This is a genomic window from Massilia sp. CFBP 13721, from assembly GCF_014842025.1.
GTDB lineage: Bacteria > Pseudomonadota > Gammaproteobacteria > Burkholderiales > Burkholderiaceae_D > Telluria.
Window position 1 is genome coordinate 267955 of sequence record NZ_JACYUY010000002.1, and the last position, 13507, is coordinate 281461.

General features: G+C 60.6%; 11 protein-coding genes and 2 tRNA genes. 5 read left to right on the forward strand and 8 right to left on the reverse strand.

The features are described 5' to 3' along the window. Nucleotides 1-67: 67 nt before the first annotated feature. The 4 genes from IFT60_RS02775 to IFT60_RS02790 form a co-directional block, all read right to left on the reverse strand. Nucleotides 68-1246, reverse strand: coding sequence for an MFS transporter (locus IFT60_RS02775; protein WP_192049243.1), 1179 nt, complete (start codon nt 1244-1246; stop codon nt 68-70). Nucleotides 1247-1384: 138 nt separating this feature from the next. Beyond that, on the reverse strand, nt 1385-1975 hold the full coding sequence (locus IFT60_RS02780) for an IMPACT family protein (protein WP_192049245.1): 591 nt from the start codon (nt 1973-1975) through the stop codon (nt 1385-1387). A 64-nt stretch (nt 1976-2039) separates the two neighbouring features. Next, nucleotides 2040-2115: transfer RNA gene (locus IFT60_RS02785), tRNA-Lys, on the reverse strand. Nucleotides 2116-2204: 89 nt separating this feature from the next. After that, the gene (locus IFT60_RS02790; RefSeq protein ID WP_192049247.1) at nt 2205-2720 is read right to left on the reverse strand and encodes a hypothetical protein; all 516 of its coding nucleotides are present in this window, start codon (nt 2718-2720) and stop codon (nt 2205-2207) included. Nucleotides 2721-2955: 235 nt separating this feature from the next. On the opposite strand from IFT60_RS02790, the gene tssI reads away from it, so the two are divergent. Genes tssI through IFT60_RS02810 form a run of 4 tightly spaced genes read left to right on the forward strand, consistent with a single transcriptional unit; the run spans nt 2956 to nt 9251 of the window. Further along, on the forward strand, nt 2956-5817 hold the full coding sequence (gene tssI / locus IFT60_RS02795) for a type VI secretion system Vgr family protein (protein WP_192049249.1): 2862 nt from the start codon (nt 2956-2958) through the stop codon (nt 5815-5817). Between the two features lies 1 nt (nt 5818). Next, nucleotides 5819-6631, forward strand: a complete 813-nt coding sequence (locus IFT60_RS02800) for a DUF4123 domain-containing protein (protein WP_192049250.1) — start codon at nt 5819-5821, stop codon at nt 6629-6631. A gap of 2 nt (nt 6632-6633) precedes the next feature. Further along, the gene (locus tag IFT60_RS02805; RefSeq protein WP_192049253.1) at nt 6634-7371 is read left to right on the forward strand and encodes a DUF3304 domain-containing protein; all 738 of its coding nucleotides are present in this window, start codon (nt 6634-6636) and stop codon (nt 7369-7371) included. Continuing rightward, complete coding sequence (locus tag IFT60_RS02810) at nt 7368-9251, forward strand: Tle1 family T6SS lipase effector (RefSeq protein WP_192049255.1); 1884 nt, start codon at nt 7368-7370, stop codon at nt 9249-9251. The genes IFT60_RS02805 and IFT60_RS02810 overlap by 4 nt, the downstream gene beginning before the upstream one ends. Before the next feature lie 70 nt (nt 9252-9321). Here the strand turns inward: IFT60_RS02810 and IFT60_RS02815 are convergent. The 4 genes from IFT60_RS02815 to IFT60_RS02830 all read right to left on the reverse strand — a co-directional run bounded on the left by IFT60_RS02815 (nt 9322) and on the right by IFT60_RS02830 (nt 12692). Continuing rightward, nucleotides 9322-9397, reverse strand: a tRNA-Lys gene (locus IFT60_RS02815). A 57-nt stretch (nt 9398-9454) separates the two neighbouring features. Continuing rightward, the gene (gene tfpB, locus IFT60_RS02820) at nt 9455-11272 is read right to left on the reverse strand and encodes a type IV pilus assembly ATPase TfpB (RefSeq protein WP_192049257.1); all 1818 of its coding nucleotides are present in this window, start codon (nt 11270-11272) and stop codon (nt 9455-9457) included. An 18-nt stretch (nt 11273-11290) separates the two neighbouring features. Beyond that, on the reverse strand, nt 11291-12073 hold the full coding sequence (locus IFT60_RS02825; protein ID WP_192049259.1) for a spermine/spermidine synthase domain-containing protein: 783 nt from the start codon (nt 12071-12073) through the stop codon (nt 11291-11293). A 109-nt stretch (nt 12074-12182) separates the two neighbouring features. Next, entirely contained in the window at nt 12183-12692 is a 510-nt protein-coding gene (locus IFT60_RS02830) for a glycine zipper 2TM domain-containing protein (RefSeq protein WP_192049261.1), read from the reverse strand. Nucleotides 12693-13057: 365 nt separating this feature from the next. On the opposite strand from IFT60_RS02830, the gene IFT60_RS02835 reads away from it, so the two are divergent. Continuing rightward, nucleotides 13058-13483 carry a barstar family protein gene (locus IFT60_RS02835; protein WP_192049264.1) on the forward strand — a complete coding sequence of 142 codons (426 nt, stop codon included), beginning with the start codon at nt 13058-13060 and terminating at the stop codon, nt 13481-13483. The last annotated feature ends 24 nt before the right edge of the window (nt 13484-13507 follow it).

Sequence of the window (13507 nt, forward strand, 5' to 3'; positions counted from 1 at the left end):
CACTCGTGCCCATGCGGATCATGAATGCCACAAGCGCATCACGCAACAGCGCCACGTCCCGTCGCGTTCACTCTTCCCGCAACGTCAACGATGCGCGCGGCCCCGACTGCATCGACAGCATCCCCAACGACAAGGCCACTCCCGTCAGCGCCAGCCCCGCCGCCACCCACTGCGGCGCCGCATACGAATAACCCAGGGTCAGCGGAATCCCGCCCAGGAACGCCCCGGTCGCATTCCCGATATTGAACCCGGACTGCCCCAGCGACGAGCCGAGCATCTCCGCTTCGCGCGAATGCTCCATCAGCAACATCTGGATCGGCGGCCCCATCGCCAGCGCATTCGCACCGGTGGCAAACGCCAGCGCCAGCATCGCCGGTTGCGAAGTTGCGAACAGGCCGTTCATCAAGAGCAGGGCGGTCATCGTTGTCAACAGGATGACGATCGCGTGGATCGGTGCGAAGCGGTCGGCCAGCCGTCCGCCCAGCGTCACGCCAACCGTCATGCCGACGCCGACGACGGTCATGATCATCGGGATCTGGCCGGGTGCGAAGCGCGACAGGTCGGTCAGCAACGGCGCGATGTAGCTGAACCAGGCGAAGAAGCCGCCGGTGCCGATCGAGGTGATCGCCAGCGCCATCCACAGTCGCGGTTTGCGGAAAATGGCGAGGTCCTTCCTGAACCCTGCGCTCGGACGCGGCGCGATCACGGGCACCCATTGCTTCAGGCTCAATGCGGTCAACAAGCCGATGGCGGCCACGATCACGAACACCAGGCGCCAGCTGACGTTGTGGCCGAGCCAGGTGCCGAGCGGTACGCCGATCACATTCGCCAGTGTCAGGCCGGTGAACATGGTCGCCATTGCGGCGGCGACTTTACCCTCGTCGGCAAGGCGGCTGGCGACGACCGCGCCGACACCGAAGAAGGCGCCATGCGGCAAACCGGCCAGGAAGCGCGAGACCAGCATCAGCCCGAAATTCGGCGCCAGCGCCGACAGCGCGTTAAAGACCGCGAACATCAGCATAAACCAGATCAGCACGCTGCGCGGCGGACGCTTGGCCAGCAGGCTGACCAGGGTCGGCGCACCGACCACGACGCCGAGCGCGTAGGCCGTAATCAGGTAACCGGCTTGCGGAATGGAGATGGCGAGGCCGGACGCGATGTCCGGCAGGATGCCCATCATGACGAATTCGGTCATGCCAATGCCGAAGCCGCCAAGGGCCAGCGGAAGCAGGCTTTTCTTGATCAAAATAGGGTGTCTTTCGAAGTGACACCGGCCGGGCGCCATGCCGGGCCGAGTGGAACCGATCACTATAGCCCGCACGGTTGAAGCCGTCCGCTTTCGGTTTGTGATGGCAGGTATTCGGCTGCCTGATATTGAGAGAATTTACTCGTCGCCCAGCCAGCCGATGCGGCCATGGCCAGCCTCGTTTAGGCGCGCCACAAACGCGGACGCATCGGCCTCGGCCAGGCTGAGGGCAAACACGACCGCGTCGCCATGGCTGACTTCGAGCAGGGTCGCTCCCGCGGCATCAAGCTCGCGCCGGATCATGCCCTCCTGCGCATACGGCGCCGTGCAACGCAAGGTCGTGTGGCGAACGATGGCGACCTTCTCGGCCTGCAGCAGCGCTTGCGCCACGCTGTCGGTATAGGCGCGCACCAGGCCGCCGGCGCCGAGCTTGATGCCGCCGAAGTAGCGCACCACGGTGGCAAGTACCCCTTCCAGGTCCTGGTGGCGCAGCACGTCGAGCATCGGGCGCCCGGCCGTGCCGCTCGGTTCGCCATCGTCGACCGCCGCCGATTGTCCGCCCGCCAGCAACGCCCAGCACACGTGGGCCGCCTGCGGATGCTGGCCGCGAAGGGCGGCCACTACCGCCTGCGCGCTGGCGCGGTCCGTCATCGGCTGCACACAGGCGATGAAGCGGCTCTTCTTGATGAGCAGTTCGTGATGGACGGGGGCGGTGAGGGTCTGGGGCATGAGACTGCTTTGGACGCGGAAACAAAAACGCCAACCGTGAAGGTTGGCGTTTTCGCTGAATCTTTGGTAGGCCGTGCGGGATTCGAACCTGCGACCAACGGATTAAAAGTCCGCTGCTCTACCAGCTGAGCTAACGACCCGAAGAAGGCAAGATTATAGCCGGACTCTTGCGAATGTCCAAGAACTTCCTGCGCGAATTGTGCATGGGGGACGACGACAGCATGCAAACTCAGGTTTCAACGTGCTCGTCTTCCTTCTGAGCTTCTTCCATCGCCTCCGGCTCGAGCTTTTCCGCTTCGACGTTCATGCGCACGAATACCCCCCACGCCGCCAGCAGGAAAGCTGCGGCGACGCCAATCGATGCGACATGGGGCAGCAATTCGGGCTTGGTGTGCACGAACTGGAACACCCCGATAAGGCACTCGACCCCGAGCGATACCACCACCACCAGCAGGAAACGCGACAGGAAACGGCGCAGGCGGGTCGGCGAACTGACGTGCACTGCACGCTGGACTTCTTCTTCCAGCACCGTCTGGCCGAGTTCGAGGGCGGCGACGGCGATCGTCAACAAGCCCACGCACTCGAGAATGAGCCGAAAGCGGTCTTGCGCCGACTGTTCGTCGCTGGGACTCAAGGCCGACCAGATCTCCATGGCGCCGAGCACGATCAGCCCGAAACCGCAAACAAAGAAAAGCAGCGCGATCGCTACGAAACCGATGGAACCGATTTTTTGCAGGTATTTCACAGAGAAACCTCATTGTTAGTTTTGTCAAAACTTTAACACCATTGCTCGCCGCGTTCTGTTCGGCAGGACACCGCGTGCCATACACAGGTGTTGCCATTTCATCTCGTCCCTGGAGCGACATGACGCGGCGCAAATGTGCCTATGAACCGTCCTTGTATCTTGGCAACGCCCGGCCGGTAAATGCCCTATTGCGGGCTTCCTTGTTATTGCTCATGCATGAGGAGTGCGTTTATCCATGACTATTGCGCTGGTTCGACAGTTGACCGATGCGTTGGCGGAGTTTTCCAGCAGGAGCAGGTTGTATGAGCTGACGATCGGCGAGGGGAATAGCGGCCCGGCGGCCGGCACGCTGCTGGTGGAAGCCTTTGCCGCCAGCGATGCGGTACAGGAAGTCGGCTACCGCGACGTGATCGTGCTGTCGACCAGCAGCAGGCTCGATGCCGCCGCGCTGCTGGGCCAGCCGGCGCTGCTTGCCATCAGCCTGGCCGACGGTAGCCGCAGCCGCTTCGGCGGCGAGATCAGCGACGTCGCCATGCTCGGCAGCGATGGCGGCCTGGCGCGTTACCGGCTGCGGCTGTCGCCCTGGATCTGGCGCCTCGGCCAGGTGCGCAACAGCCGGGTCTGGCAAGACCGGAGCGTCATCGAGATCGTCGACGCCGTCTTCCAGGCCTATCAACCGCTGGCGCGCTGGCGCTGGAGCGATGACGCCCGGCCCTTCATGGCCCAGGCAATGTCGCGCAGTTATTGCTGCCAGTACCGCGAGACCGACCTCGCTTTCGTGCAACGCCTGCTGGTGGAAGAGGGGCTGGGCTGGCGCTGCGAACACGATGCCGATGGACCCGCTGTCGTCTTGTTTGCCGATACGACCCAGCCGAGCGCGGTACCGGAAGACTCCAGCAGCGAGAGCAGCCCGGTGCGTTACCACGGCGCCCGCTCGGTCGAAGCCAGCGATACGGTGCAATCTCTGATGGCCCGGCGCCGCCTGCATGCCTCGCTGACCACCGTGCTCAGCTACGATTACAAGGCGAAACAGGCGGTTGCCGCCAACTCCCCCAGTCGCATCCAGCAGGGTAGCGAGTTGCCCATCCTCGAATCCTATGACGTACCCGGCCAGTACGCCTACGCCACCCGCGCACAGGCACGGCGCCATGCGGATTTGCGCATGGAAGCGCAGGAAGCGCGCTACGCCCTGTGGCGCGGCCGTTCCACGCTGCGGACCTTAAGCGCGGGCACCCGATTGACGATCGGCGACGTACCGCTTGCCCGCCAGCGTGACGCCGCGTTCACGGTGCTACGGGTGGTCAGCGTCGGCGTCAACAACATGCCACCGTCGGCCCAGCACGCGCTGGCCGAACTGTTCGGGCCGATCCCGGAACTGCTCGAGGAAATCGCGCAGGTCGATGTTCCCGAAGACTTCGGACTCGCCATTGCGCAGGCGCGCGCGACGGGATACGCCAACTGTTTCGACGCCATTCCGTCTGACGTACCCTGGCGCCCGCCGGCAGCGGACGACGCCGGCCGCCCGCTGCCGCGGCCGACGGCGCACGGCGCCCAAAGCGCCATCGTCATCGGGCCGGACGGCGGCGACTGGCCGAATGGCGCCGACGAGCTCCATTGCGACCGCCTGGGCCGCGTGCGCATCCGCTTTCACTGGCAGGAGCGGGGCGACGCCAGCTGCTGGATACGCGTCGCCCAGCGCTCCGCCGGCGGCAGCATGGGCTGCCAATTCCTGCCGCGCATCGGCCAGGAAGTACTGGTCCAGTTCCTCGACAACGACATCGACCGCCCCATCATCGTCGGCGCCCTCTACAACGGCCAGGGCGAAGGCGGCATTCCACCGACCCCCGGCGGCGTGCGCGTGGCCGCGCCGGAAACCTCACCATTTGGACGCGCCCACGACCACGCGCCTTCCGCACAAGGCAACCTGGCCGGCGGCAACAGCCCGGTCTGGCACGGCGCCTCCGCCGACAGCGCCGGCCACCGCAACGGCGCCGCCCAATGGGGCATCCGCAGCAAGGAATTCGGCGGCGCCGGCTACAGCCAGCTGCTGTTCGACGACACCGATGCCCAGGGCCGCGTCCAGCTGCGCTGCACCCACGCCGCCACCGAACTCAACCTCGGCCACCTGATCCACTCCGCCGACAACTACCGCGGCAGCTTCCGCGGCCTCGGCGCCGAACTGCGCACCGACGCCTACGGCGCGCTGCGCGCCGGCGCGGGCCTGCTGATCACCAGCTACAAGGTCAACCACAGCGCCGCCCAGCGCGATCCGGCCGGCGAAAACGCGGGCGGCATCGCCATGCTCACCAGTGCCAGCAAGCTTGCGGACGCCCTCAGCAGCGCCGCCGTCACCCATCAAACGGTTGGCCTGGCCGTGCACATGGGCGCCGCCAAAGCGAACGCCAGCGCGCTCGACGACAAGGCAGCGCCGATGAAAGCGTTGCTGACCTCGGTGTCCGGCGCGCTGGCATCGGCTTCGCTCGACGCGGCGCGGGCCGATGCCGGCGCCAAGAACACCGCCGCCGGCAAGGACAAAACGCCGCACGCGACCGACCCCATCATCGCCATCGCCGCCCAGGCAGGCTTCGGCGCGGTCGCCGGCCAGAGCGTGCAATTGGCCAACGGCGAAGGCGTGGCGCTGATCAGCGGGCAGGACACGCAATTCGTCAGCGGCGGCCAGATGCGGGTGCACACCGGGCAGGCGATTGGCGTGCTCGGCGGCGCGGTCAAGGCGGGGGAGGGCGGGCTCGGCTTGCAGCTCATCGCCGCCAAGGACGCAATCGATATTCAGGCGCAGGCCGATGAACTGAAAGTGCAGGCGCGGGACGAGGTGAACGTCATCAGCGCGAATGCGCATATCGACTGGGCGGCGGCGAAGAAGATCAGCTTGTCGACGGCGGGTGGCGCGAATATCACGATCGAAGGCGGAAATATTACGGTGCAATGTCCGGGGAAGATCAAGGTGCATGCGGGGAAGAAGAGTTTTACCGGACCCGCAAGAATCGATCGCAGCCTTCCAGCGCTACCCCGCAGTATTTGCTTGGCATGTTTGAAAAAATCGCTGGAAGCTGGTCCGGCATTCACTATGGTGGAGTGACATGCTGATCGACGCCTTCCAAGAAGATTTTATCGATGCATTGGATATGCGTGCGGCGCAGTCCTCGGCTTCGAACGGGCTTTATCTGCTGATTGACAGTGTCTTCGTGCCGGGGTTGCACAAAGCGTTGGCTACCAATGATAAAGCGCTGCTGTTCGCATCGCTTCCGGGCTGTAGCAATGAGGTTGCCGATGCTTCGCCATTCCTGACGCCTTATATCCCTCGTGACAAGCGGATGCGTTCGCTATTACGACGATGCCGAGGGTGGCCGATGTTGAGCCTGGTCGAAACGTCCGAACCGCTTTCGGAACTCGCTGCCCGTTTGTCTGCATGGTGCATCGTCGAATCAGATGCTCAGCGGTTTAATTTCCGTTTCCCGGATACCCGGCGTCTTCCGGCCATTTTTCGGACACTCGATCCAATGCAACGGGCGCAGTTCACTGGCCCTACGACCCGCTGGTCGTACATCAACCGAGAAGCTTGTTGGGATGAGCTCGAAGTAACAGGTGCCAACGTGGAGCATGTTGCTAATCCTGTATTGGACGGTCAGCAGTTTGCAGCGCTTGTCGACGATAGCCATGCCGACGAAGTGCTGGTGCTGCTCGGCGACCGTGGGCATGCGGTCAGCACGCATCCTTCGATAAGTCATGCGCGCGTGACCGCCGCGCTTCATGTCGCTGCGTTAAAGCAGCTCGCGAAGGACGACGTACTCGATTGGTGCGAATGGTTGTGGCGGTGTGCCGAGGCAGGCACCAACCTTTCTGCGGCAGCGGTATTTGAGGCATGGCGAAATACTTTTTCCATGGAGAAATGACAATGACCCGATCGCTTTTAATTTTAGCGTGCCTAATTTGCGTGTCGTCGCTGTGCGGCTGCGAGAAGCGGACGGTTGCCGTTAACGTCCATGGCGTGAATTACACCGATAACGCATTTACCTACGTGGTCGTCGATCCAGAAAACCCTGCGGGAAGTGCGGGCGACGGACTGATCGATCCATTCGCGGCCGGCGGGACAACATGCTGCGCCAAGCTCCCACGCAAATGGCAGCCAGGAATCAAGCTGCAGGTTCGCACAACGCACTACCTACAACAACGACCTGCCGAAACGGTAGTCGAGTCTAGAAAGCTGCACATCGTCGAAGTGCCCAAGTATATCGATGGCACGCCAGGCGAGCTTTGGGTGTTGATGAACGCGGATGGAAGCGTCAGTGTCGTATCAAGCGATTTGCAGCCAGATCATGCGCAATGGCCTGGGAAGATTAAAGGATGGCCAGCTCCTTCGATCGAGTATCAGCGGGAGAGATGGGAGCTATATCGCAAGCATGAGGAGGGGGGAGTTAACCTCTATCTTTCTTTGCTGGAAGAGTTAAAAAAAGAACCTGGCAAACACTTAAAAGAATCTTGGGATCATACGAAAAAACGTTATCCATCAGATTTGGTTGATTTTTCAGGGCCGAATGATCCCAGATATGTTGCTTTCTTAAAAAAGGAATATGACGAGGGACTTGATCGCAGCCGAAGACTACTGAAGAATGTTATGGAAGCAAAGCCATGAGTGTTCAGTTGTCACCTCAGATGAATAACGAGCTTACTGATGCCACTAATTTTGAGAAATTTTTTGGAAATAAAGATGCGAACGACATCCGCAAAAAATTAGAGGTGCGTGAGCAACCGATACTTGGTGTGCCCGGGAAATCGTGTGAAACGAACCTATTCTTTGGATTCTTCTTCGACGGCACAACAAATAATTATGTTCAGGCAGAACCTGTAAAAAATCACTCAAACGTCGCCCGCCTTTACGATTGCTATCCTGGCTTAAGTGTTCCTGGCGTCCTCCCGGCATCGACGGATTGGCAGCAGAAGCCTGAGCGATACACGCACTTCTTCAAAGTATATGCTCCTGGTGTGGGCTCGCCATTCGCGCAAGTGGGGGATCCGGGAGATCTTACAGCCGGTGGCGCTTCCGGTGCACTCGGCGAGCGCCGGATTATCTGGGCGTTGATACAAGCCATTAACAACGTCCATCGGTACTTTTTGAAGAAACCGTTGGTGACACAAGCTGAGGTGGATTTACTGGTACGCCGTATTGTGCTTAACAAGTTTTCCCGTGCGATGATGACAAATCCCGGCACAGCTTACAGCGCGGCCTTGAATTTTCAGGTCACTATTCGTGCGCGGCAGGAATTCAGAAAGATTTTGCTGAGGCTAAAAACTGCCATTGCCCAGCATCGGCCAGATCCGAAAACAGGAAAGCCGCAAAAAATTGATCCTGCGATCGTCAAGACAATTTATGTGTCGACATTCGGATTTTCACGAGGCGCGACGCAGTCGCGCGCTTTTGTGAATTGGTTGCAGTCGCTGTGCAGGCTGGATGCGCAGATTCATGAAGCAGGTGCCTCGATGTCGCTGGGCGGATTTAACGTGGTTTTTGATTTTCTGGGCATATTTGATACCGTGGCATCGGTGGGTTTGGGTAATACTTTTGGCAATAACTTCGCGATGCAACTACTTGATGGTCACGCGGCATGGGCCGATGCCGAAGACAGCTTGAGAATCCCGCCAGGAGTCAAATGTTTGCATTTGGTCGCTGCACATGACCTGCGACGCAGCTTTCCTGTCGATTCGATCTCAGTCAGAGGAAATCTTCCCGATGGCTGTGAGGAGGTGGTCGTGCCTGGAGTGCACTCAGATATCGGATGCGGCTACAGTCCGCGTGAACAGGGAAAAGGGACTGACCCGAACGGCGACGACATGCTTTCCCGAATTCCATTGTTGATGATGTACAAAGCGGCACGTGTGAACGGTGTTCCTTTAAAGCTTGAGATGGCGAGTGTTACTGCAAAGAGCAGATTTGCAATTAAGCCAGCGACGATCGATGCCTTTAATGCTTACATTGCCACATGCAAGGAAACGCAAGGACCGATCCATCTGATCATGCGTGAGCAAGCGCGCAAGCAAATGGAATGGCGCTTAATGCGTCGTGTAACGCGTCAGGCACCTCTGCAGAAAACGGCAAGCTTTTTGCGGGCGACGACTTCTGAGCAAATTGATCTCCGTGGGGCGGCAGAAGAATTTGAGGAGGAAATTGCCGAGTTCACTAAATGGAGAAAAAAGAAGGGTGCTAATTTTCGCTCGGTGCAGCAAAAGCCTGGATTCAATAATGAGCATTTTCCTGAGTGGGAAGAAATTGCTGGATGGTGGCAGGAATTACCTCGGCCACCGGATGCGGTTATAACGCTTTTCGATAATTATGTTCACGATTCGCGAGCGGCATTCAAAATTGCAGGATATCGAGAACCTTTTCTCGGTGGGAAAGCTGGCTATTTGAGGTTTCGTAAAATTTACGGAGGAGAAGATTCGGTCCTGCTGTCATCTCTTTCCGCGCAAGATCCGACTGCCAATGCCTACAACGACAACGATACCGCTATGGGATAAATGTTGAGATTTGAAAAACAAAAAAGGCGCCATGATCACTCATGACGCCTTCATTGCTGCTACAAATTCATGGTAGGCCGTGCGGGATTCGAACCTGCGACCAACGGATTAAAAGTCCGCTGCTCTACCAGCTGAGCTAACGACCCGAAAGAGGCAGCATTATAGCCGGTGAATCTCGATTGCGCTAGTGCCGGCGAACGCAATCAGGAAGAAGACAGCACCGCCGTCACTTTCAGCACTTCCTCGGCCGTCGTCGCGCCCTCGATGATCTTCAGCGCGCCGGCGATGCGTAGCGGCTTCATGCCATCCAATACACTCTGCTGACGCAGGCCGGCCAGGTCGGCGGCATCCCCGATGCGGCGCGTGAATTCTTCCGACACCGTCAGCAATTCGTACAGGCCCGTGCGGCCGCGGTAGCCGGTCTGGCGGCATTCGGGGCAACCAATTGGACGGTAGACCGTCGCTGGCTTGGACAAGTTCCACGATCCGCCCAGGCTTGCCCACACGTCGTCGCTCAGCTCGCCATCCGGCGCCTTGCAGTCCGGGCACAGGGTGCGTACGAGGCGCTGGGCCATGACGCCGATCAGGGTCGCCTCTAACAGGTAGTCGGGCACGCCCAGTTCCAGCAGGCGCATCACGGCCGAGGGGGCGTCGTTGGTGTGCAGCGTCGACAGCACCAGGTGGCCGGTCAGCGCCGCCTGGATCGCCATCTCGGCAGTGGCGAGGTCGCGGATCTCGCCGACCATGATGATGTCCGGATCTTGCCGCATCAGGGCGCGCACGCCGTCTGCGAATGAGAGGTCGATGCCGGGCTGGACCTGCATCTGGTTGAACGATGCTTCCACCATTTCGATCGGGTCTTCGACCGTGCACACATTCACTTCGTTCGTCGCCAGCGCCTTCAGGGTGGTGTACAGCGTCGTCGTCTTGCCCGAGCCGGTGGGGCCGGTGACAAGGATGATGCCGTGCGGGCGATTGGTCAGTGCATCCCAGCGCTGGGCATCGTCCGGCGGGAAGCCGAGTTCGGGCAGGGTCTTGACCACGACGTCCGGATCGAAAATCCGCATCACCAGTTTTTCGCCAAAGGCGGTCGGCATGGTCGACAGGCGCAGTTCGACTTCCTGGCCGCTCGCCATGCGGGTCTTGATGCGGCCATCCTGCGGGCGGCGTTTTTCGATGACGTCCATACGGCCCAGCAGCTTGATGCGCGCCGTCATTGCCAGCATCACGACGGCCGGCACTTGATACACCTGGTGCAGCACGCCGTCGATGCGGAAACGGATGACGGCGATGTCGCGCTTCGGTTCCAGGTGGATGTCCGAGGCGCGCTGTTCGAAGGCGTAGCCCCACAGCCAGTCGACGATGTTGACGATGTGCTGGTCGTTGGCGTCGAACTGTTTGTTTGACTTGCCGAGTTCGACCAGTTGCTCGAAATTGCTGCGCAGCGCGAGGTCTTGCGCATTCGATTTGTTGGCGTCGCGGATCGATTTCGCCAAGCTGAAGAACTGGGAAATGTATTGCGAGATATCGAGCGGATTGGCCAGCACCAGTTCGATGCGCCGGCGCGACACTTTCGCTATCTCGGCTTCCCACTCGGTGGCAAACGGGTCGGCGGTCGCCACCGTCAAGGCCGTTGCGCTGATGTCGACCGGCAGGATATTGAAACGTGCCGCATAGCTGGCCGACATCACGTCCGCCACCTTCGTAAAATCGATTTTCAAGGGATCGATGCGGATGAAGGGGATGCCGACCTTGGCAGCGCACCATTCGCTGAGGATGTCGAGGGTCAGCAGGCGGTGTGGCGGCTGCTGCGAGGCCAGTTTGCACTGCGCCACGGCGCTCAAGGGGTGCATCGAGCCGGCCGCGTTTTTCAGGATGCCCTGCGCCTGGGTGAACTGGGCCTTGACGCTGTCCTTGTCGACGATACCGTCGGCCAGCAGCCACGAAAAAATGGCTTGCAGGTCGAGTTTGCGCGGGCGCGTCGGCGTGCGGGGGAGGGGTTGGGATGCGGTGGCGTTCATGTTCCCCTTTCAACAAGACTAGCGTGCCGCCTCGATACCCTTGACCCAGGATTTCGCCGGCAGCTTGGTAGCAGCGACGATCGCAGCCGCGCGTTCAGCCAGCGCCGCACTGTCGAGCGCGGGCCGGGTCTTGAAGCAGAGGGCGACAACGTTACCGTCGTGCACTTCCGGCAGGCAGATCACATGTTCGAAGGCGAATTTCATGGCCTTGATGTTCTTGTTGTAGCTCGGGTGGTCGCCGAACAGGTTGACCGTCATGATGCCGCGTTCGGTCAGGCAATCGTTGCAGGCGGCGTAGAACTCGGGCGTGTCGAGCACGGGGCCGCGCGCGGTGGCGTCGTAGAGATCGCACTGCAGCACGTCGAACATGACGTGGTGGGCCGGGTCTTCGACGAAGTCGAGCGCGTCCATTTCGAGGATCTGCAGGCGCTCGTCACGCGGCGGCAGCTTGAACATGGTGTCGCAAATCGCAATGACCGACGGGTTCAGCTCGACGGCGGTGACCTGCGCCTCGGGAAACTGGCGGAAGCAGTATTTGGTGAGCGTGGCCGAACCGAGGCCGAGCTGGGCGATGTGGCGCGGGGCGTCGATGAACAGCATCCAGGCCATCATCTGCTGCGCGTATTCGAGTTCCGGCCAGTCCGGCTTGCGGATGCGCATGGCGCCTTGCACCCATTCGGTGCCGAAGTGGAGATAGCGTACGCCGTCCTGTTCGGACAGCGTGACCGGCGCGAATTTCGGTTTGCGCGCGGGACGACGCGAGGATTCGGCTTGTTCGATGGATTTGCGTTTGATGAGCATAGGGCGACCTGATGGAATCGCCCTATTATCGGGGGAGGTGTTCCCGCCGCGCAAGCGTAACGGAAAGAGGGCGGTGCGGAGGAGGGAATAGTCCTCCGCGCCGAGACAATCAATATTGCTCAGGCTCGACCGACACGCGCAGGCGAATACGGTTGCCCGGGTCGCGCTGCATGAAGGCGGTGTGGTTCTGGCCGCGGTATTCGTAGGTCACGTCGTAGCCGCTGGTACGCGATTCGACCGCCTCGACGGTGCGGCACTGGCGCACGGCCTGTTCCTGCACGCCGTACTCCTGGCGGCCATTGTTTTCGACGCGGTCGCCGACCACGGCGCCGGCGATCGCACCGGCGGCGGTGGCGGCGACCCTGCCGCTGCCACTGCCGACCTGGTTACCGAGCAGGGCGCCGGCGATGCCGCCGACGATCGAGCCACCCGCGCCACGCTGCTGCTGGACCGGCACTTGCTGGTAGTCGGTGCGGCATTCCTGGCGCGGGGTGCGGATCTGTTCGACACGCGGCTGCACGCGCACCACGCGTCCGAAGTCTTCGAAATCGGCAGCCTGGGCGAGCGGCAAGGCGCACAGTCCCAGGGCAGACATCATCAGTTTGGCTTGCATGTTCATGAGAACCTCGCGGTAGGTGCTACTAGTTAAGTAAAAAGTAAGTCCACCCATGTATGTTAATCCTGTCGCGCGCATCAGAACGATCTGCGTGGCAACAAAATGTAACAGCGATGCATATGCGTGCCAGTCCCACCCAGAATAGCAAAACACGCCAAACAGGCTTGAATATGCACAAAAAACGGCGTTTTTTCCTGATTCAGGCCTGAAAAGCACATTCGGGTTGCTTCGGCTACCACAAAACGTTACCCTTATGAGCTAAGGGTTATTGGCGCTTGGAAACGATTTAGGAGAACGACGTTGCCGTCCGGGTACGCATGGTGAGCGGCCCTGGCGATTCAAATCACACCGGTCGACTTGAGGGAAAAATGAGTATGTTGATGAGAGTGCCGTCCAATCTTGTGCAGTCCATTCGCGCCTACCGTGTGCCGGAACTGCAGGAGGAGGCGGTGCGACTGGGCCACCATTTCCTGTACGCGCATTGCGCGAATACGCTGACCAAGCAACAGGTGTGCGCCCGCATCGGCGAAAACTTTTATTTCCCTAAACCCTGCAGCAAGAATTTCGACGCCCTGCGCAACTGCCTGACCAATACGGTGGCCGAGGCCGGTCCCCAGCCCGGTTTTCTTGTCGTGCTCGAGCAATTGCCAAGCGCGCAAAAATTCGATAAGGAAGCGCGCGAAACCCTGCTCGACGTGTTCCGCGACGCGGCCGAATTCTGGGCCGACAAGAAAGTCCCGTTCCGCGTTTTCTATTCGTTCGAAGTCGACGTTACGGCGCCGCGCCAGGGGTGATCGCCCCTCCCGGGGCGTTCGTCG